Origin of the sequence: Arachnia propionica (assembly GCF_900637725.1) — a bacterium.
GTDB classification, from domain to species: Bacteria; Actinomycetota; Actinomycetes; order Propionibacteriales; family Propionibacteriaceae; genus Arachnia; species Arachnia propionica.
The window spans coordinates 2,876,487-2,895,392 of the sequence record NZ_LR134406.1 but is presented as its reverse complement, the minus strand read 5'-3'; the positions used below and the strand labels follow the sequence as shown (position 1 = coordinate 2,895,392).

Genomic DNA, 18,906 nt, shown 5'->3' with positions numbered 1-18,906 from the left:
ACGACATGCCAAACCCCTGGGAGATCTACGACGCCCTGACCGACGCGATCCCGGAGGAGGTGACTCTGACCACGGTGAACGTCGGCGCTCAGTGGACCCGGGTGATCAACTCGGCGGGTGGCATCGGCATGGCGTGGACCATGAACGTCAAGACCCGCCCCGACATCTTCCCCGGGGTCACCCTCGACGGCATCCCGCTGCGTGAGGCCGCGGGCCTGATCCGTAGCTGGAACCTGGCTGAGTCCTCCATCGGGCAGGCCGCCATCAACTCCTGGCACAGCCGCCCGGAAACCGCCGAGGCGAACGGTTTCGTCTCCACCGGGCAGGGCATCAACTGGAGCATGGTCTTCGACCCCTACGCCACCGACGTCGCGGGCAAGAAGGTAGCGGTGGTCGGGCATTTCCCCTTCGCCCAGAAGGCCCTCGAGGCGGCGGGGGAATACATCTGCCTGGAACGCAACCCGCAGCCCGGCGACTACCCCGACTCCGCCTGCGAATACCTCCTACCCGAATGCGACTACGTGTTCATCTCCGGTTCCTCCTTCGTCAACAAGACCGCGCCGCGCCTGATCGAGCTGTCGCGCAACGCCCACACCGTGCTGGTCGGCCCGTCGGTTCCGCTCAACCCGCTGCTGTTCGACCACGGCGTCGACACCATCACCGGGTTCGTCTCCCCGAACCCGCAACAGCTCGACCGCGCCCTGGCCGGCGTCAACATGAAGGGCATGTTCGCCGCCGGGTATCGCGTCCACCAGCACCGTCCCGCCTAACCCGGAAGGAAACCCAAGCCCCGTCGGCAGCCCAGGAAGCCCGTACCGGTCCTGACCGTGCCGACGGGGGAGCAGCGCCAGCGGGCGGAATATGTCTGTGACGTCCCATAGTGTTTGCCCATGATCGTTTACAAAGGTTGGGGCGTACTGGGCATACTTCTGCCTCTTCTAGGCGTCGGGCTCATGTGCGGGATTGCTTCATTATTCAATCCTTCCAACGCGGTGTACTTGAAATTTGCCCTGATTGGGGTCGTCGTCGGGTCGGTGGGGACCTGGTTCGTGGGGCAGTGGCTGAACCAGAAACGCCCCCGCGTCAAGCTCGCGCGCTGGATGGAGGAACGGCGCAAGGAACTGTGCTCCCTGGTGGATCAGGGGCAGTTCCAGCTGGCCCCCGGTGTTCCGCTTCCCGCCAGCGCGGAGGAGGGCTACGCGCAGGTGGAGCAGAAGGTGCAGCAGGAGGCCTCGGAAGTTCTCCCGAAGATGACCAACCAACACAGCCTCTACTGGGTTCCGCTCCACTGGGAGGGGATCTGGACCGGGTCGGCAGCCCTGATCTACTTCGTTGCGTCCTTCTTTATGTCGTGGCCCTAGCGACTTGCCCGATTGATGGGGACCGGCCGACGTCTGACCCGGGTGCCTCCTAGCATTCGGGCATGATCATTTTCCGTGGCTGGGGGCTTTTGGGGGCTGCCTTCCCTGCATTGACCGCGTTCGCCTTGGGCGCCCTACCGGCGAGTATGTATGGGAGCAAGAGCGCGATTACCAATATCGTCGCTGCTCTCGGTGCACTCGTCGGTGGCGCCCTGGGCTTTCTGTGTGGGCGATGGCTCAACGTGATACGCCCCCGCGCCAAGGTGGCCGAATGGCAGGAACAGCGACGCGCCGAACTGCGCGCCCGCGTCGACGCCGGCCAGTTCCAGATGGCTCCCGGCCTCCAGGCTCCCTCCTCCCGGGAGGAGGGCTACGCCCAGGTCGAACAGCTGATCACCAACGAAAGCCCCGATGTGCTCCGCCAGCTCAAGAACATCCACACCCTTTTCTTCATTCCGATGCAGTGGTTCGCGATCGGTGTGGGAGTGGTGATATTTTTCGGAGCGCTCTCGACTGCGCTCCGCTGAGGTCGCTGGCTCCTCAGCCCGCGGAGGGACGTAACAGGGGATAGAGAATCGTCTCCCGGATGCCCGCTCCCGGGTTGAGGAGCATCACCAGACGGTCGATGCCGAGCCCCAACCCACCCATCGGCGGAGCCCCGTACTCGAGGGCCTCCAGGAAGTCCTCGTCGAGCTGCATCGCCTCCGGATCCCCGGCGGCCGCGGCGAGGGACTGACGCACCAGCACGTCGCGCTGGATCACCGGGTCAATGAGTTCGGTGAAACCGGTGCCGCGTTCCATGCCGCCGATGATCAGGTCCCAGGCCTCGATCTTCCCGGGCTCGGAGCGGTGCGGGCGAGCGAGGGGCTGCGCGAGCGACGGGTAGTCGTGGACGAAGGTCGGCTGGATCAACCCGGGCTCCACGAGATCCCCGAACAGCTCCAGCGACAACTTGCCCGCGTTCCACTTCGGGTCGTACTCCACTTCGTGTTCGTCGGCGACGGCCCTCAGCTCCTCAAGGGAGGTCTCGACGGTGATTTCGCGACCTACCGCCTCGCTCAGCCCGTCGAAGAACGGCAGCCACCGCCACTGACCGTCGAGGTCGATGGTTCCCCGGTCGGTTTCGACCTGCCGGGAACCGACGGCGTCGGCGGCGGCGACGATGATGTCTTGGATCAGCTGCGCGATGGTCCGCTGGTCGCCCCACGACTGGTATGCCTCCAGCATCGTGAACTCCGCGGAGTGCGACGAGTCGATGCCCTCGTTGCGGAACACCCGCCCCATCTCGTAGACGCGATCCGCGCCACCGACCATGGTGCGTTTGAGGTGCAGCTCCAGCGCGATGCGCAGGCTCATGTCGATGTCGAAGGCGTTCAGGTGCGTGGTGAACGGCCGGGCTGCGGCGCCGCCGTGGACGAGCTGCAGCTGCGGGGTCTCCACCTCCATGTAACCCTGCCGGTACAGGGTGTCGCGAATGGCATGGGTGATGGCGGCGCGGTTGCGCACCATGGCGCGTGCATCCTCGCGGGCGATCAGGTCGACGTAGCGACGGCGAACCCTGCTCTCCTCGGACAGCTCCTTGTGCAGCACGGGGAGAGGGCGCAGCGCCTTCGACGCCATCCGCCACCGCTTAGCCATCACCGACAACTCACCGCGTTTCGACGAGATGACGCGACCCTCCACCCAGACGTGATCGCCCAGATCGACGTCCGATTTCCAGGCCGCCAGGGCCTCCGCTCCGACCTCCGCCAGCGACAACATCACCTGGAGGCGTTCACCGTTGTCGCCGGGGGTGAAGCCGTCCTGCAGGGTCGCGAAGGCCAGTTTGCCGGTGTTGCGGATGAACACGACGCGACCACCGGCCTGCACCACGTCGTCGGTTTCCTCCCCGGCCTCCAGGTGCCCCCAGCCCTCGCGCACCTGGAGGAGGGTATGGCTGCGGACCAGGTCGGCGGGGTAGGGATCGGATCCGGCGGCCAGCAGCCGGGCCCGCTTCTCCTTGCGGACCGTCGTCTGCTCCGAGTCGATGGGTTCGGTTGCCTGCGTACGTGCTTCAGTCACGGCAGGGCATTTTACCGGTCATGGCCGGAGCGGATGAATCGTCAGCGGGCGTCGTGAACGATCACGCGGATGCCCTCGTCGCTCACGTCCCAGGTCACCTGCGACAGATCCGTCACGTGCACGTCGGCGCGGAGGGCGTCGGCGGTGTGGGTGCTGAGGATCCCGAGTGTCGGGAAACCACCGGCCCGGGCGGCTGCGATTCCCGCGAGGGCGTCCTCCGCCACGAGCGCGCGCGACGGTTCCACGCCGAGCCGTTTCGCGGCCAGCAGGAACGAGTCGGGGGCGGGTTTGCCGCGCTCCACCTGGTCGCGGGTCACCACGACCCGGGGATGGGGCAGACCGGCGGCGTTCAACCGGGCGTCGAGCAGGGTTTGTGTGCAGGAGGTTGCGACCGCCACCGCGTCGCCGGGCAGCACCCGGAAGGCGTCGACCGCCCCCGGCATGGGGATCACCCCCGCGGTGTCGGAGACCTCCAGCTCCTCGATGCGTTCCGCCGCCTCGTCCCAATGCTTCGCGTCGAGAACCAAAGCCTCCGCCAGGGCGCGGCTCGGCATGCCCATGTACTTCGGCATTTCATTCAGGTTGACGCCGTACTCTCCGGCCCAGCGGGTGTAGGCGCGGACCATGGCGTCGCGGGAATCGACGATGGTGCCGTCGTGATCCAGGATCACCGCGTCGAAGAGGCCGACGGCCTCACCGCCGGCGCGTTCCCAGCCCATCGGTCACTTCCAGAGCGTCATCAGGCTGAAGCAGGCGATGATCAGGCCGAGGGCGATCAGGATGTTCCACTCAGTCAGCGCCCTCATGAAGCCGATGTAGTTTCCCGCCAGGTTCCAGGTCACCATCCAGAGCACACCCAGCAGCCCGACCGGGATGAAAACCCAAGGAACCCACCTGCGTTCGGTGTTGGCAGCCAAGCGTTTGCGATCCCTGCGTTCCTTGCGAGCCTTCTCGAGCTCTTCGGACTGCTTTTTGCGCGCTTTGCTCTTGGCTTCCTTACGCACCTTGGATTCGGGCACCGCGCCCCTCCTTTCGCCTCTGCCGACCAAGATTAGTGGAGTCGGACGGCAGGAACACATCTGGCACCCGCACCGCGTAGGGTTGCCCCATGAGCGAGACCCGTCTGACCCGTCTCCTGAGACGCATCAGGGGCCCCCGCAGCGATGAGAACCCCAGGAGCCTTCGGGGCAGGGTGGGCACGGGCATCATCTGCGTCCTGGCGGGTACGATGCTCACCGCCTCCGCCCTGGCGGCCCGCGGCACCGACCTGCGCTCCGACCGCAACACCGACCTGCGTGGCCTGGTCGCCACCCAGGCCCAGCGAAACGAACAGCTGCGAAAAGAGGTAGCAGAGGTCCGTTCCGAAGTGGAGGAGCTCGGACACAAGCAGGGCGCATCCCCGGAGCTGGAGCGCCAGCAGCGCGCGGTGGCGGAGCAGGCGGCCGCGGTTCCCGTGACCGGTCCCGGAATGCGGGTGACCCTCACCGACGCCCCCACCGACGTGAAACCCGCGGGGGTCGACGACGACGCCCTGGTGGTGCACCAACAGGACATCCAAGCCGTCGTCAATGCCCTCTGGAAAGGGGGAGCGGAGGCGGTCAGCATCCAGGGGCAGCGGATCATCACCACGTCGGGAATCAAGTGCGTGGGCAACTCCGTCGTCCTGCACGGTATTCCCTACGCGCCGCCCTACGTGATCGAGGCGATCGGCGACGCCGGCCGCATGGCCGCAGCCCTGAAGGAATCCCGGGCGTTGACCATCTACCGGCAGTACGCCGACGCATACGGCCTGGGATACAAGGAAACCAAGGAATCCTCCCTGTCTTTGCCGGCTTTTCAGGGCGCTTTGGGAATCACCCACGCAAAACCCAAGTAATGGGAATCGCTGCCCCTAACGAAGCCAGGCCGGCATGGCAGTGACGGAGGGACGGCCCGAATGGGCCATGCTGGCGCGTCCCTCTCTTGCGTAAAGCCTCGGATTCCGCAGTCCATTCGGATTGCTTCTGGCCGGCTGTGTGGTGTGGTTGGATTGTTGCATGGTGGACAGGGAGGTTCATGGCGGCTTTGTTTCGTGGTCGCGGCGGGGTGTGTTGCTGGTGGGTGTGGGTTTGCTGGCTGGTTGTGGTGCTGTGGATGATCTGGTGGAGGATCGGTCGCAGTTGCCGGTGCTCTTGGAGGATCCCATGGCAGCGGAGAATCTGTTGGGCCTGACCCTGAAGGAGGGCTCCGAGAGTGGGTATCGGCGTCCCTTGGGCAAGCCCGAGTTCACCGAGGTGAGGAGAGTGTTCTCCTTGGGTGATGATGATCGCCAGGAGGTCTTTGACCGGGCGGTTGCCTTCGCCAAGGAATCGGGCTGGAAAAAGGACTTTGAGAGCGGTCTGCCGCCCAATATGGTGTGGAATGGTCAAAAAAATAACCCTAGGCGTGAATGCGGTGTTTTCATTTCTGACAATGACGCGGCTGACCTGATGATCAGGCTCAGGGTTTTTGATGAGCCGTGAGTGGGGGTGGGGGGAATCTGGGTAAGTTCAAAACTGTGGAACAATTTGGAGGAGTTTCGAAAAGATTAATTCGACTGGTCGTGGCGGCGGTGTTGTTTTCCGCATCCGGGGTATTGCGCCCTACGGCGGCGAATGCGGATGAGGTGATGGAATCTCCACGTCCGGTTTCCAAGCAGTTGTCGGTCGTCCAGGTCGGTGATTCGTTCTCGGCCTGAGCAGGCGGAAGCCTGCTCCGTCAAGGCCACCGGACCCTCCCCGGCCACCATCGGCAACTCCCACGGCACCGCCGTCGACGGGACTGCCTTCACCGACCTCGGCCCCGCCCAGTAGGTCGCCGGTCAAACCCGGACTGCCTCGAACCGGGTACAGCGCCGGGTAGCCGATGACAAAGCCGTTGGGTCCTTCCCGCGGGCCCAACGGCTTTCCTGCCGGGACCGGTGAAGAACGCGCCGCGGCGCACGGCGCATCGATTGCCGTAGCGTGACAGAATTGCCGCCGTGGCACGCATCCTCGTCATCGACAACTACGACTCGTTCGTCTACAACATCGTCTCCTACCTGGCCCAGATCGGCGCCGACGTGACTGTGTGGCGCAACGACGACCCGCGGTTCGCGGAACCCGGCTGGGAGGACGCCTTCGACGGGGTGCTGCTCTCACCCGGCCCTGGCACCCCGGAACGCGCCGGGGTGTGCGTCGAGGTGATTCGGCGACTCGGCGGACGCAAACCGCTGTTCGGGGTCTGCCTGGGACTCCAGGCGATGGCCGTGGCCCTCGGTGGTGTCGTCGACCGGGCCGGCGAACTGCTGCACGGCAAGGTCTCGCCCGTGACTCACGACGGCAAAGGGGTCTTCACTGGTTTGCCGTCTCCGCTGCGCACCACCCGCTACCACTCCCTCGCCGCCGTCGAGGACAAGTTCCCGGAGGAACTGGAGATCACGGCCCGCACCGAATCGGGGGTCATCATGGCCGTGCGTCACCGCGAATGGCCCATGGAAGCAGTGCAGTTCCACCCCGAGTCGGTGCTTACCGAGGGCGGCTACCAGATGCTCGCAAACTGGCTGGTCACCTGCGGCGACACCGACGCCCCGACTCGCGCATCGGGGTTCGGCCCGCTGGTCGCCGCCGACGTCGACCTCTGAGACGCGGAAACAACCCGGCTGGCGGGGCGAAAGCAGGGCCCTTGTGCCAGCCGGGTCAAAACCGGATCAGCCAGTCTTGGATGGCGACGGTGACGGGAAGGGGTTGGTCGGAGCCGTCGCCTGTGGAGGTATGGCGATCTCCACCGAGACATCGGAGGAGTTCTTGTCCAGCTCCGTGTCCGGTGCGACGCTCTGCGAGTAGATCCTGTTGGCCGGTTTGGTGGGGTCGGTCGTCGTCACCTTCGTGATGCGCAGATTGCCCGTGAAACCGGCACTCTTGAAGGCCTGGGTGGCCTGGCTCTCATCCATGCCGATCAGGTTCGGCATCTTCGCGGTGGTGGGGGCCGCCTTCGCGATGGTGATGGTGATCTTTCCCGACTTGCGCTCCAAGGCGGTTCCCTCCTCGGGATCCTGCGCGAAGACCTTCCCGGCAGCCTGCGCAGTGCTCTCTTTCTCCAGCACGCTCACCCTCGTCTTGAACCCCAGCTCGCTGGCCTTCGACCGGGCCTCATCGACGGTCATGCCGGTGAAATCGGGTACCGCGGACTTGCCCGTGGCGACTCGCACGGTGATGGCCTGGTCCGGGGCGGCGGCCTGGCCCGCTGCCGGTTCGGTTTCCTGAGCCTGATCCTTCACGGCGTCCGCGGCTTCCTTGGCCGGATCCATGTCGGCCTTGGAGATCTGGCCCGTGAAACCAGCACTCTTTAGCGCCTTCGAGGCCTCGTCGAAGGACTTTCCCTTCACGTCGGGGACCTTCAGCTGGGTCGGGCCCACACCCACCTTCAGGGTCACGGTGCTCCCGGACGTGGCCTGCGTCCCGACCTTTGGGTCGGTGTCGACCACCTTGCCCTTGTTGGCGTCGTCGGACTCGACGTTCTCAACCTTCGTCGCGAAACCCTGCTCCTTCAAAGTGGCTTCCGCGCTGGCCTGGAGCGCTCCGACGACGTTCGGGATCTGCACCTGTCGCGGTCCCGAATTGAGCACCATGTAGACGGCCGTGGCGATACCCGCCACCAGCAACACGGCCAGCACCGAGATGGCCACCAGGGTTTTGCGTTTCTTCTTCGGCTCCTCCTCGGCCTCCACGGGGTCGGCGACGCCGTTCATGGTGCCGACCGCGCCGTTCACGGATGTTGTTTCCGCGGCGCTGTCGGCATCCGGTGGTGTGGTGAGGAGGGTCGGTGCCGCGCGCCGGGCGGGGGACGGCATCACCGTCGTCGGCATCTCGACGGGGGAGGAGTAGGCCGCCATCACGGGCTGCCCGTTCAGGGCCCGCAGGATGTCCTCGCGGAACTCGCGGGCGTCCTGGTAGCGGTCGTTCGGCGACTTCGCCAACGCCTTCAAGGTGATGGCGTCCATCGCCGGGGTGACCTCCGGGTCGCGCTGGCTGGGCGGCACGGGGGTTTCCCGGACGTGCTGGTAGGCGACCGAGACGGGGGAGTCGCCCTTGAACGGCGGCTCCGAGCACAGCAACTCGTAGAGCAGACACCCCACCGAGTACAGATCCGAGCGCTGGTCGACCTTCTCCCCGCGCGCCTGCTCCGGCGACAGGTATTGCGCGGTGCCGATCACCGCGGCGGTCTGCGTCATCGTCGCGGAGGTGTCGGCGACGGCCCGGGCGATGCCGAAGTCCATCACCTTCACGGTGCCGGCGGGGGTGAGCATAACGTTGGCCGGTTTGATGTCACGGTGGATGATCCCGGCCCGGTGGCTGTACGACAAGGCGTCCAACACCCCGGCGGTGAACTCCAGCGCACGGGCGGGCACGATCTTGCGGCCGTCGCGCAGCACCTCCCGCAGGGTCACGCCCTCGACGAGCTCCATCACGATGTAGGGCACCATCACGTCCGACTTGGTGTCGCGTTCCTCACCGGTGTCGTAGACGGCGACGATGTTCGGGTGGTTCAGGCCCGCCGCCGACTGGGCCTCGCGACGGAACCGGGCCTGGAAGGTGGGGTCGCTGGCCAGGTCGATGCGCAGGCGTTTGATGGCCACGTCACGAACGAGCCGCAGGTCGCGGGCCCGCCACACCTCCGCCATGCCGCCACGCCCGATGATCTGGTCGAGCTCATAACGCCCGCCCAGCAGGGTGCCGCGCTCAGTCATCGCACTGGTCCTTTCGGTTGATCGGGAACCATTGTGGCCCATCGGCCCGGTTTCTGCCCGTCCTCATCGGAGGGACTCCACGACGGCCTTGAACACCGGCGCGGCGACCTTGCCGCCCGAGATGTCGTTGCGTTCGACCGACGTGCTCTGCACGAAGGCCACGACGGCGACGTGTGGCTCGGCGGCGTAGCCGACGAACCATGCGTAGGGGGGACGGTTGGGATCCGACTGGGCGGTACCGGTTTTGCCCCCGATGGTCAGTCCCCTGGCTTGCGCGGGCGAGCCGGTGCCGTCGCTGACCACATTCTCCATCATCTGTTTGAGTTGCTTGGCGGTGCCCTCGCTGATCGGACGACCGGCCTGCTCGGGTTGGATCGTCTGGATCACCTTGAGGTCGCTTCCGGTGACGCTCTTGACCACATGTGGTTTCATCAACACCCCGTTGTTCGCGATAGCGGAGGCCACCATCAGCATCTGCAGCGGGGTGGCGGCCACCTCGTACTGCCCGATGCTGGACTGTGCCAGGTAGGCGGGATCCATCTGCGTGGGGAACTTGGACGTCGACGACGGCAGGTCGATGCCGGGAGCCGAGTTGAAGCCGAAGCGCTGCGCCGTATCGAGCATCTTCGTCTGTCCCAGATCCACACCCAGTTTCGCGAAAGCGGTGTTGCAGGACATCGCCAACGCGTGTTCGAGGGTGGTTTCCGTGCCTCCGCAATCCGTGGAGTTGCCGATTCCGTGGCTGGAACCCGGGGCCTGGTAGCTGGTCGGGGATGCGACGGTGGACGACGGGTTGTACCCGGCCTCCAGCGCGGCCGCCGCGGTCACCAGCTTGAAGGTGGAACCGGGAGGGAAGATCTCCCGCACTGCCCGGTTCTTCAGCGGCTCCGCGGAATCGTTGACCAGCATGTCCCAGTTCTGTCTCTCCACCGAGGTGTCGTGGGAGGCCAGCAGGTTCGGGTCGTAGGTGGGGGTGGAGACCAGGGCCAGAATCTCACCGGTGGTGTAGTCGACGGCGATGGCGGCCCCCTGCTGCTTCCCCAGAGCCTTGACCGCCGCGGCCTGCGCCTTCGGATTCAGCGTCGTGTTCAGGTTCGCGCCCTGCGGTTTCTTGCCCGCCAACAGGTCAACCAGCCGCGTGAACGTCTGCGACGAGGCCGTGCCCGTCAGCTCCGCGTTCCAGTTGCGCTCCAGCTCTTGTTTGCCGTAGGAGTACGAGTACCAACCGGTCACCGAGGAGTACGTCTCGCCTTGGGGGAAGGTGCGCTGCCACGGGAGCGTTCCCGAAGCGGGAGTCGACATCGCGATTGCGTCGTTGCCGACCAGGATCGCACCCCGGTTGGTGTTGAACTCGGCATCCCTGACGCGCACATTCCGCGGATCCTTGAGCATATCCTCCGACCTGGCCACGGCCAGCCAGGTGATGTTCACCAGCAATGCCGCCATCAGTAGCGAGATGAAGAGACTGACCTTTCGTAGGGGACCGTTCATTTCGCAATCACCGCCGTCGACTGGGCAGGAGTCATCAACTCCTGCGGGGTGGCCGTTGCGCGCTGGGGCATGCGCGCGCGATGGGAGATCACCAACAGGATGCCGATGATCATCCAGTTCGCGATCAGGGAGGATCCGCCCTGCGACATGAACGGTGTCGTCAGGCCCGTCAGGGGCAGCAGACGGGTGATGCCACCGATGATCGAGAACACCTGCAACGCGAAGGTGAAGGCCAGTCCACCCGCCAGGAGCTTTCCGAAACCGTCCGGGCAGATCAGCGCGGTCTTCATGCCCCGGGCGACGATGAACCCGTACAGCAGCACGATCGCCATCATGCCGACGACCCCGATCTCCTCGGCGAGGCTGGCGGCGATGAAGTCGCTCTCGTTCATGGGTGTCAGCCACGGCGAACCCTGTCCCCAGCCGCGCCCGAACAACCCGCCCCAGGCGTAACCGAACTGGGCCTGGATGATCTGGTAGTTGGCGTCGTAGTCGCTGAACGGGTTCAACCAGGAATTGACCCGGCGAGGCACGTGGCTGGTGAACCTCCACGCCAGCAACCCCGCGATCACGAACGCCACACCCGCCAGGATCGGCCAGGCCGGGCGCTGCGTCGCGACGTAGATCATGAAGGTGAACAGGCCGAAGAACAGCAGGGCGGTGCCGAGGTCGTTCTGGAAAACCATGATGCCCAGCGAGAGGAACCACATCACCGCGATGGGTCCGAGGTCACGGGCGCGCGGGAACTCAAGGCCGATGAAGCGCCTGCCGGCCAGGGCCAGCAGGTCGCGTTTCTCGTAGAAATAGGCCGCGAAAGCCAGCGCCAAGAGGATCTTTGCCACCTCGGCGGGCTGGAAACTGAAGGGGCCGAGCCCGATCCAGATCCGTGCGCCGTTCAGTTCCCGACCCACCCCGGGCACCAGGGGCAGCAGCAGCAACCCCATGCCCGCCAGGAACAACAGGTAGGGGAAACGCTGGAGCCTGCGGTGGTCGAGCAGCCAGATCACGACCGCGGCGAACAGCATGATGCCGAGCCCCGTCCAGAGCAGCTGGTTCGTAGCGGCATGCGTGTTCTTGGCGTTGTCGAGGCGGGCGATCATGGCCAGGCCGAGGCCGTTGAGCAGGAACACGATCGGCAGGATCACCGGGTCCGCGTAGGGAATACGCCACCTGATGACGAAGTGCGCGGCCAGCGCCATGCCGAACCAGATGAGGGTGCCGGGTATCAGGTCCCCCGGGGGGGCGCCCCGCAGGTTCAGGTAGGAGACGATCCAACCCACCACACCGAACGCGCACGCGATGAGTGTCAGCACCAACTCGACCCCGCGCCGCTGCCGGTAGATGATGTACTCGCCCGTGGCCGAGGGCTGCTGCATGACCGACATCAGCATGCCTCCGGATCCGCTTCCTCGGCGGCCGTCGGGCTCATCGGGGAGAGCATCGTCGGATAGTTCGTCTGTCCTCCCGGTGAACTCGACAGCGACGCGGTGGCGACGGGTTCCGTCGGCAGGCCCGGGCCCTCCGGTTCGCTCGGCTGCGGTTCACCCGGCTGTTTCACGGGGCCGAGCCGCTGCTGACGTGCCCTGGCGCAGCGGGTCGCGTACCCGTCCAGGGTTTTTGCCGCATCCCGGGCGGAGGCGAGGTCTGAGAACCCGATCGTGTTGGCCACCTGCCGTTGGAAGAACACCGGGAGATCGGAGATCCGGGTGTCGCGGCGTTCCACCAGGGTGTTCATCTCGTGGCCGAGCAGCGAACCCGGGAGGCCGTTGTAGATCCCGATCTGCCCGTCGGCGGCAGCTATGAAGTACCGGGAGGAGCTGTAGACCCGCACCCCCCAGAAGGTCACACCCACGACGATCGCCCCCGCCAGGATCGCTGCCAGGATGGTGGGCCAGCGGCGTTTGTTCCTGCTCTCCCGGGGGGCGTAGCGGGCCTGCTCCGTGGAGTCGTGGTCGGGGTCCTCGGCGGGCTCCGGCTCTGGATAGCCCGGGCCCTCCTCCTCGTGGGCAATGGTGGGGATTTCGCGTTCCAGGGCGGAACCGGCGAGCTGCGGTTCGGCGGCGTCAAGTTCGTCGCTCTGCGGCACCACCTGCGCCAGCACCAAGGAGATGTTGTCGTGGCCGCCGTGCTCGTTCGCCAGGGCCGACAGGCGTGAGACGCACTCGTCGAGATCGTCGAGGGACATCAACTCGTGCAGGTCCTCCTCGCTCATCAGGCCGGACAGGCCATCGGAGCAGAACAGCACCCGGTCTCCCTCCAGCACCGGTAGTTCGAAGAAGTCCGGGTCCGTGTCCCCGGCCCCGTTGAGGACCTTCAGGATCAGCGAGCGGTGCGGGTGGGTGGCCGCCTGTTCCGGTGTGATGCGGCCCTCGTCGATCAGCGACTGCACCCACGAGTGGTCGTGGGTGAGTTGTTTCAGTTCGCCTTCGCGCAGCAGGTAGCCGCGCGAGTCGCCGATGTGCGCGACTCCCAGCATCGTGCCCGAGAAGGCGGCACCCGAGAAGGTGGTGCCCATCCCGTCCAGTTCCAGGTTGTTCTCGATCAGGTCGGCGAGCTTGTCGTTGGCGCGCTGAACGATACCCGCCATGTGCTCCACCAGGTGTTCGTTGTCGAGGCGCCGGTCTCCCTCGCTGGCCTCCTTCGCGGCGACGGCGGAGGCCAGGTCCCCGGCGGCAGCGCCCCCCATACCGTCGGCGACGACCAGCAGGTTGGGGCTGGCGAAGGCCGCGTCCTGGTTGTTCTTGCGGACCCGTCCCACCTCGGAGTGGACGCGGAAGTCGAGGGAGAACATCGGCCTCACACCTCCAGTTTCATCATGGTGCGGCCGATGCGGAGAATGTCGTTTACCCCCATCGGGGTGGGTTCGGTGATGCGTTTGCCGTTCAAGTAGGTGCCGTTGGTGGATCCGAGATCGGTCACCACCCAGGTTTCTGGGTCGCGTTGCACGAGCTGCGCGTGACGGGCGGAGGCGTAGTCGTCGTCGAGCAGGAGGGTGGAGTCGGAGGTGCGTCCCAGGTTGATGGTCGGTTCCAGCGGGATGGATAGCCCCTGCTGGGCGCCTTGGGTGATGGCGAACCGGGTGGGCTGGAAGCTTGCCTTGCCGCGCCTGGCGGGTCCCTGCTCGTTCGCGGGCAGGTCGGAGGCCGACACCTTCCGGCCGAACATGTCCTTGCGGATCACATCGGCGAGGATGCCGATGAACAGCCATAGCAGGGCGAGAAAGACAATCTTGATCGCCGCTGCGACGAGATCTGACATGGGATCACGCCTCCGAGGGCGAATGCACCAGCATCCTCGTGTTGCCGATTTCGATGCGGGAACCGTCCCTGAGCTGAGCCGCCTGCACCCGGGAGCCGTCGACGACGATGCCGTTGGTGGAGCCGAGGTCCTCGATGCGGATGGTGCGGTTCTCCAGCGGCCCGGAAACCGAGATCATGGCGTGGCGGCGCGACACCCCGGGGTCGTTGACGCGCAGGTCGGCGTTCGAGCCGCGGCCGATCACCAGGCCCGGCGGCACCAGTGGGTGCCGCACCCCGCCGACCTCCAGCACCAGCTGCTGCGAGGCCCGTGGCCTGGGTGCGGGGGCCTGGTCGGGGGCCGTCGCGACGGCCTGGCTGGTCACCCGGAACTGTCCCGTGGGCAGCGACTGCTCCAGCATGTAGAGGATCTGGATGGAACCGTTGAACACGTAGGAACGTTCCGCGGCGTGCGCCCTGAGCTCCGGGATGATCTCCGAGTTCAGGGTCTTGGTGTAGGGAAACAGCCTGTTGTAGTCGTGGGGGGAGAGGGAGACCGTGAAAACGTTCGGCACCAGCCGCTTGTCGCGGCTGAGGAGTTTGGCCTCGGAATCCAGCTCCCGCTGAATACCCGCCGCGATCTCGACGGGCTGCACATCGCCCTTGAAGGCGCGGGCGAAAACCTTGTCAACGGCGGCGCCGATCCTCTTCTCAGCGCGGTCGAACACGCCCATTCACCCTCCTCTCAACGGAACCAGCTTAGAGGACAGGCCAATCGTGGTCACCTGACTCGCCTGCCCGCGGACCGTGAAACGGGTCCGGAAGCGTCATGTGGCGGCCTGCACGGCCGGTCTGGCCGGTCCGCGAGGGCCATGTAGAACCTACTCGTTGCCGTCGGGGATCCGGCAGCCGGGTCCCCGCGCCGCCCGTCACTCCCCGGCCGGTTCGTGGGAGGGATGGCGGAAGGTGTGGGCGAAGGCCTCGAGGATATCGCTGGCTCCCTCGACGGCGCTGACCCTCTCGGCTGCGAGATCCGCCTCGACGCGGGCCGCGATCTCGCGGACCTCGGGGGAGGTGCGCAGCGACTGGATGATCTCCTGCTCCACCATGTTCCACAGCCAGGCGCGCTGCTGCGACCTGCGGCGGCTGACGAGTTCCCCGGCCTTCTCCAGGTCGGCGCGGTGTTTCGTCACCGCCTCCCACACCTCGTCCATGCCCGCACCGGTGTAGGAGGAGCAGGTCAGCACGGGGGGACGCCGCCTCGACTCGTCGCTGGAGATTAGTTTCATGGCGATGCTGAGTTCACGGGCCGAGACCCGGGCCTCGCCTTCGTTGTCGCCGTCGGCCTTGGTTATGGAGATCACGTCGGCCAGTTCCAGGATGCCGCGTTTGATGCCCTGCAGCTGGTCCCCGGTGCGGGCGACGTGCAGGAACAAGAAGGTGTCGACCATGCCCGCGACAGCCACCTCCGACTGTCCCACACCCACGGTCTCGACCAGCACGACGTCGTAGCCGGCGGCCTCCAGCACCAGCATCGACTCGCGGGTGGCGCGGGCCACACCACCCAGGTGCCCGGCCGACGGTGAGGGACGGATGAACGCTTCCTCCCGCATGGCTAGATCACCCATGCGGGTGCGGTCACCGAGGATGGAACCGCCGGTGCGGGTCGATGAAGGGTCGACGGCGAGCACCGCCACCTGGTGGTTGTGTTCCTCGATCAGTTTGATGCCCATCGCGTTGATGAAGGTCGACTTGCCGGCCCCGGGCACACCCGAGACGCCGACGCGGAACGCCCTCCCGGTGTACGGATTGATCAGCTGCAGCAACTCGTGGGCCTGCACCCGGTGTTCGGGCTTGGTCGATTCCACCAGGGTGATGGCCCTCGCCACATGGCCCCTGGATCCCTCGACGACCTTGGCCGCCAGCTCCGCCACATTGAGATTCCGCATGGGAGCCACCATATCTCCCGGCACCGTCGGGGACCGGGAAGGGCCCCGACGGCGCCGGGGAGGATCGGCGTCCTGGCAGGCCGTTTTCGGTGAGGATTCATTGGGTGGGTCGCGGTGGCGCTCCTTTCAAGGAGCGGCGCGACCCGGATGGGGACACCGGGTCGTTTCCCGGGTATCGGGTGGTGAACGCAGGTTGATGTTTTTACGGCACTGTTCACGTGGTTATCGGAAAGCGATCCTGAGGCTAGACTGCAACCCGGACCCAAGTGATTGAGAGGCGGACCCATGGCTGAACCCCGCATTCTTCCGTCGGCGGACCTGGATGACGACGTCCGGATCGGCGACGGCTCGTCGATCTGGCATCTCGCCCAGGTACGAGGCGGCGCCGAGATCGGTGAGAACGTGATCGTGGGACGGGGAGCCTACATCGGAAGCGGCGTGCACGTCGGGGACAACTGCAAGATCCAGAACTACGCCCTCGTCTATGAACCCGCGCATCTGGAGGACGGGGTCTTCGTCGGCCCCGCCGCGGTGCTGACCAACGACACCTTCCCTCGCGCCGTCAACCCCGACGGCACATCGAAGAGCGCCCACGACTGGGAACCGGTCGGGGTGACCCTGAAGCGCGGCAGTTCCGTGGGTGCGCGCGCCGTGTGCGTCGCCCCTGTCACGATCGGCGAGTGGGCGACGGTCGCCGCCGGCTCCGTCGTCACCCGTGACGTTCCCGCCTACGCGCTGGTGGCCGGGGTTCCGGCCCGGCGCATCAAATGGGTGGGCCGCTCCGGTTTCCCCCTGGAGGAAACCGGTCCCAACACATTCCGTGACCCGCACACCGGCGACGAGTTCGAGCAGGTGGGCGAGACCCTCAACCTCGTAAAGGAAGCCCGATGACCCAGTCCTTCATTCCCCCCGCAAAGCCGATCATCGGCGAAGAGGAACGCGCCGCCGTCGACCGGGTGCTGCGTTCCGGCATGATCGCCCAGGGCCCCGAGGTGGCGGCTTTCGAGACCGAGTTCTCCGAGCACTTCAAGCTCGGCCGCGCCTGCGTGGCGGTCAACTCCGGCACCTCCGGCCTGCACCTGGGCCTGCTGTCCTGCGGGATTGGCGCGGGCGACGAGGTGATCGTGCCGTCGTTCACCTTCGCGGCCACCGCCAACTCCGTCGCCCTGACCGGCGCCACCCCGGTGTTCGCGGACATTTCCGCCGACGACTTCACCCTCGACCCCGCCTCCGTGGAGGCCTCCATCACGGAGCACACCAAGGCGATCATGCCGGTTCACCTGTACGGTCACCCCGCCCAGATGGACAAGCTGCGCACCATCGCCGATTCGCACTCGCTGCTGCTGTTCGAGGACGCCGCCCAGGCGCACGGCGCCTCGCTGGACGGCACCCCGGTCGGGGCCTTCGGTGAGTTCGCGATGTTCTCTCTGTACCCCACCAAGAACATGACCTCCGGTGAGGGCGGCATGGTCTCCTGCGCCGACGCCACCATCGAACGCAACATCCGCCTGTACCGCAACCAAGGGATGCTGCAGCAGTACCACAACGAGGTCGTCGGTTTGAACAACCGCATGACCGACATCCACGCCGCCATCGGCCGGGTGCAGCTCACGAAGGTCGACGCCTGGACGAGGACCCGCCAGGAGAACGCCGCGTTCCTGTCCGCGAACCTGGAGGGTGTCACCCCGCCGCCGGTGGCCGACGGCGCCGTCCACGTGTACCACCAGTACACGATCCGCGTTCCCGAGGACCGCGACGGCCTGGCTAAGGCCCTCAAGGAGGAGTACCAGGTCGGCTCCGGGATGTTCTACCCCGTCCCGAACCACCGCCTGAAGCCGTTCCAGTCGCCGGTCGAGCTGCCGGAGACCGAACGCGCCGCCAAGGAGTGCCTGTCGCTGCCGGTTCACCCGTCGCTGACCCAGGAGGACCTGGAACGCATCGTGAACGCCGTCAATACTCTCGCGAAGGCAGGTGCCTGATGAGTAACCTGCGTGCCGGCCTCATTGGCCTCGGAATGATGGGGCGTCACCACGCCCGTAACCTGCGCGCCATCGACGGGGTCGACCTCGTCGCGGTGGCCGACGCCCAGGGCGACCCGCACGGCGTCGCCGAGGGGCTTCCCGTCCTGCCCGATGTTGACGCCCTGCTGGAGCAGAACCTTGACTACGTCGTGATCGCGGCTCCCACCATGTATCACGAGGAAATCGGCCTAAAGGTGGCCGAGGCCGGCGTGCACGCGCTCATCGAGAAGCCCCTCGCGAAAACCTTCGAGGACGCCCAGCGCCTCGTCAGGGCTTTCGCGTCGAAGGGGCTTGTCGGGGCCGTCGGCCACATCGAGCGCTACAACCCCGCGTTGCAGGAGCTGCGGAAACGCCTCGAGGCGGGCGAGCTGGGTGACCTGTACCAGATCTGCACCCGCCGTCAGGGTCCGTTCCCGGCGCGCATCGCGGACGTCGGGGTCATCAAGGACCTCGCCTCCCACGACATCGACCTGACCGCGTGGGTCACGCAGCGCGACTACGAACTGGTCGCGGCCCGCACCATGTTCAAGGCGGGACGCGAGTACGAGGACATGGTCTCGGCCACCTGTCAGCTGTCGGGAGGCCTGATGTCCAACCATCTCGTCAACTGGCTGACCCCCACCAAGGAGCGGTTGACCATCGTGACGGGCGAGAAGGGCATGTTCATCGCGGACACCCTCACCGCGGACCTGACCTTCTACGCCAACGGCCGCATCGCCACCACCTGGGACGACATCGCCCAGTTCCGTGGCGTCTCCGAGGGCGACGTGACGCGGTTCGCAATCGCGAAACCGGAGCCGCTGCGCACCGAGCACGAGAACTTCCGCGATGCCATTCTCGGCCGCGACTCCGACGTCGTCACGCTGGAGCAGGGCGCCCAGGTGGTTCGGGTCTGCGAGGCGATGATCGAATCGGCCGCCACGAACCAGTTCGTTGATGTCCGCTGAACCCTGACGCGTTCCGCTCCTGGTCCCGGTTGCTCGTAGCAGAGCGGCCGGGGTCAGCGTGCTGGCATGGTGGTTGCTGCACCGTTGGGTGGTT

At 66.2% G+C, this 18,906-nt stretch carries 19 protein-coding genes and 1 pseudogene; 10 read left to right on the top strand and 10 right to left on the bottom strand.

Translation table 11 applies throughout. From position 1 onward, the window contains the following. Positions 1–5: 5 nt before the first annotated feature. From EL272_RS13015 to EL272_RS13005, 3 genes are all read left to right on the top strand, one after another. Positions 6–770, top strand: a complete 765-nt coding sequence (locus tag EL272_RS13015; RefSeq protein WP_061787697.1) for a Rossmann-like domain-containing protein — start codon at positions 6–8, stop codon at positions 768–770. Between the two features lie 222 nt (positions 771–992). Further along, on the top strand, positions 993–1,361 hold the full coding sequence (locus EL272_RS13010; protein WP_061787698.1) for a hypothetical protein: 369 nt from the start codon (positions 993–995) through the stop codon (positions 1,359–1,361). A gap of 62 nt (positions 1,362–1,423) precedes the next feature. After that, entirely contained in the window at positions 1,424–1,888 is a 465-nt protein-coding gene (locus tag EL272_RS13005) for a hypothetical protein (protein ID WP_061787699.1), read from the top strand. A 13-nt stretch (positions 1,889–1,901) separates the two neighbouring features. Here the strand turns inward: EL272_RS13005 and EL272_RS13000 are convergent, their stop codons facing one another. From EL272_RS13000 to EL272_RS12990, 3 genes are read right to left on the bottom strand one after another with little or no spacing between them, the layout of a single operon-like run. Next, positions 1,902–3,422 carry a lysine--tRNA ligase gene (locus EL272_RS13000; protein ID WP_082793847.1) on the bottom strand — a complete coding sequence of 507 codons (1,521 nt, stop codon included), beginning with the start codon at positions 3,420–3,422 and terminating at the stop codon, positions 1,902–1,904. A gap of 41 nt (positions 3,423–3,463) precedes the next feature. After that, positions 3,464–4,141, bottom strand: coding sequence for an HAD family hydrolase (locus EL272_RS12995; protein WP_061787700.1), 678 nt, complete (start codon positions 4,139–4,141; stop codon positions 3,464–3,466). Between the two features lie 3 nt (positions 4,142–4,144). Continuing rightward, positions 4,145–4,441, bottom strand: a complete 297-nt coding sequence (locus EL272_RS12990; RefSeq protein ID WP_061787701.1) for a cell division protein CrgA — start codon at positions 4,439–4,441, stop codon at positions 4,145–4,147. Between the two features lie 89 nt (positions 4,442–4,530). On the opposite strand from EL272_RS12990, the gene EL272_RS12985 reads away from it, so the two are divergent. The 4 genes from EL272_RS12985 (at position 4,531) to EL272_RS12975 (ending at position 7,062) form a co-directional block, all read left to right on the top strand. Further along, on the top strand, positions 4,531–5,298 hold the full coding sequence (locus EL272_RS12985) for a DUF881 domain-containing protein (RefSeq protein WP_081490332.1): 768 nt from the start codon (positions 4,531–4,533) through the stop codon (positions 5,296–5,298). Positions 5,299–5,458: 160 nt separating this feature from the next. Next, a complete protein-coding gene (locus EL272_RS12980; protein WP_061787702.1) occupies positions 5,459–5,923 on the top strand; it encodes a hypothetical protein in 465 nt (154 codons plus the stop codon). A 195-nt stretch (positions 5,924–6,118) separates the two neighbouring features. Then, positions 6,119–6,253: a hypothetical protein gene (locus EL272_RS15920; protein ID WP_255265823.1), complete on the top strand. Its 135-nt coding sequence runs from the start codon at positions 6,119–6,121 to the stop codon at positions 6,251–6,253. Between the two features lie 167 nt (positions 6,254–6,420). Further along, positions 6,421–7,062 carry an aminodeoxychorismate/anthranilate synthase component II gene (locus tag EL272_RS12975; protein ID WP_061787703.1) on the top strand — a complete coding sequence of 214 codons (642 nt, stop codon included), beginning with the start codon at positions 6,421–6,423 and terminating at the stop codon, positions 7,060–7,062. Between the two features lie 66 nt (positions 7,063–7,128). Here EL272_RS12975 and pknB read toward each other — a convergent pair whose 3' ends face one another. The 7 genes and pseudogenes from pknB to meaB all read right to left on the bottom strand — a co-directional run. Beyond that, a complete protein-coding gene (gene pknB / locus EL272_RS12970) occupies positions 7,129–9,168 on the bottom strand; it encodes a Stk1 family PASTA domain-containing Ser/Thr kinase (protein WP_061787704.1) in 2,040 nt (679 codons plus the stop codon). 63 nt (positions 9,169–9,231) lie between these two features. Further along, a complete protein-coding gene (locus tag EL272_RS12965; protein ID WP_014847668.1) occupies positions 9,232–10,659 on the bottom strand; it encodes a peptidoglycan D,D-transpeptidase FtsI family protein in 1,428 nt (475 codons plus the stop codon). Continuing rightward, positions 10,656–12,050, bottom strand: a complete 1,395-nt coding sequence (locus tag EL272_RS12960) for an FtsW/RodA/SpoVE family cell cycle protein (protein WP_014847667.1) — start codon at positions 12,048–12,050, stop codon at positions 10,656–10,658. Before EL272_RS12960 ends, EL272_RS12965 begins: the two co-directional genes overlap by 4 nt. Next, complete coding sequence (locus EL272_RS12955) at positions 12,044–13,450, bottom strand: PP2C family protein-serine/threonine phosphatase (protein WP_014847666.1); 1,407 nt, start codon at positions 13,448–13,450, stop codon at positions 12,044–12,046. The genes EL272_RS12960 and EL272_RS12955 overlap by 7 nt, the downstream gene beginning before the upstream one ends. Positions 13,451–13,455: 5 nt before the next feature. Next, positions 13,456–13,917, bottom strand: coding sequence for an FHA domain-containing protein FhaB/FipA (locus EL272_RS12950; RefSeq protein WP_014847665.1), 462 nt, complete (start codon positions 13,915–13,917; stop codon positions 13,456–13,458). Between the two features lie 4 nt (positions 13,918–13,921). Further along, positions 13,922–14,629 carry an FHA domain-containing protein gene (locus EL272_RS12945; protein WP_014847664.1) on the bottom strand — a complete coding sequence of 236 codons (708 nt, stop codon included), beginning with the start codon at positions 14,627–14,629 and terminating at the stop codon, positions 13,922–13,924. A 184-nt stretch (positions 14,630–14,813) separates the two neighbouring features. Next, a pseudogene (meaB, locus tag EL272_RS12940) lies at positions 14,814–15,856 on the bottom strand (methylmalonyl Co-A mutase-associated GTPase MeaB); the annotation flags it as partial. A 273-nt stretch (positions 15,857–16,129) separates the two neighbouring features. On the opposite strand from meaB, the gene EL272_RS12935 reads away from it, so the two are divergent. Genes EL272_RS12935 through EL272_RS12925 form a run of 3 tightly spaced genes read left to right on the top strand, consistent with a single transcriptional unit; the run spans position 16,130 to position 18,812 of the window. Continuing rightward, the gene (locus EL272_RS12935; RefSeq protein WP_014847661.1) at positions 16,130–16,735 is read left to right on the top strand and encodes an acyltransferase; all 606 of its coding nucleotides are present in this window, start codon (positions 16,130–16,132) and stop codon (positions 16,733–16,735) included. Then, positions 16,732–17,823, top strand: a complete 1,092-nt coding sequence (locus EL272_RS12930) for a DegT/DnrJ/EryC1/StrS family aminotransferase (RefSeq protein ID WP_061787706.1) — start codon at positions 16,732–16,734, stop codon at positions 17,821–17,823. Before EL272_RS12935 ends, EL272_RS12930 begins: the two co-directional genes overlap by 4 nt. Next, positions 17,823–18,812 (top strand): Gfo/Idh/MocA family protein, encoded by a 990-nt coding sequence (locus tag EL272_RS12925; RefSeq protein WP_014847659.1) that lies wholly within the window; start codon positions 17,823–17,825, stop codon positions 18,810–18,812. The genes EL272_RS12930 and EL272_RS12925 overlap by 1 nt, the downstream gene beginning before the upstream one ends. Positions 18,813–18,906 lie beyond the last annotated feature (94 nt).

Excerpts from the sequence above, each read along its gene's own strand:
- EL272_RS13015 (WP_061787697.1), top strand. The coding sequence starts at position 6 with ATGCCAAACCCCTGGGAGATCTACGACGCCCTGACCGACGCGATCCCG.
- EL272_RS13005 (WP_061787699.1), top strand. The coding sequence starts at position 1,424 with ATGATCATTTTCCGTGGCTGGGGGCTTTTGGGGGCTGCCTTCCCTGCA.
- EL272_RS12995 (WP_061787700.1), bottom strand. The coding sequence starts at position 4,141 with ATGGGCTGGGAACGCGCCGGCGGTGAGGCCGTCGGCCTCTTCGACGCG.
- EL272_RS12985 (WP_081490332.1), top strand. The coding sequence starts at position 4,531 with ATGAGCGAGACCCGTCTGACCCGTCTCCTGAGACGCATCAGGGGCCCC.
- EL272_RS12980 (WP_061787702.1), top strand. The coding sequence starts at position 5,459 with ATGGTGGACAGGGAGGTTCATGGCGGCTTTGTTTCGTGGTCGCGGCGG.
- pknB (WP_061787704.1), bottom strand. The coding sequence starts at position 9,168 with ATGACTGAGCGCGGCACCCTGCTGGGCGGGCGTTATGAGCTCGACCAG.
- EL272_RS12965 (WP_014847668.1), bottom strand. The coding sequence starts at position 10,659 with ATGAACGGTCCCCTACGAAAGGTCAGTCTCTTCATCTCGCTACTGATG.
- EL272_RS12960 (WP_014847667.1), bottom strand. The coding sequence starts at position 12,050 with ATGCTGATGTCGGTCATGCAGCAGCCCTCGGCCACGGGCGAGTACATC.
- EL272_RS12955 (WP_014847666.1), bottom strand. The coding sequence starts at position 13,450 with ATGTTCTCCCTCGACTTCCGCGTCCACTCCGAGGTGGGACGGGTCCGC.
- EL272_RS12950 (WP_014847665.1), bottom strand. The coding sequence starts at position 13,917 with ATGTCAGATCTCGTCGCAGCGGCGATCAAGATTGTCTTTCTCGCCCTG.
- EL272_RS12945 (WP_014847664.1), bottom strand. The coding sequence starts at position 14,629 with ATGGGCGTGTTCGACCGCGCTGAGAAGAGGATCGGCGCCGCCGTTGAC.
- EL272_RS12935 (WP_014847661.1), top strand. The coding sequence starts at position 16,130 with ATGGCTGAACCCCGCATTCTTCCGTCGGCGGACCTGGATGACGACGTC.
- EL272_RS12930 (WP_061787706.1), top strand. The coding sequence starts at position 16,732 with ATGACCCAGTCCTTCATTCCCCCCGCAAAGCCGATCATCGGCGAAGAG.
- EL272_RS12925 (WP_014847659.1), top strand. The coding sequence starts at position 17,823 with ATGAGTAACCTGCGTGCCGGCCTCATTGGCCTCGGAATGATGGGGCGT.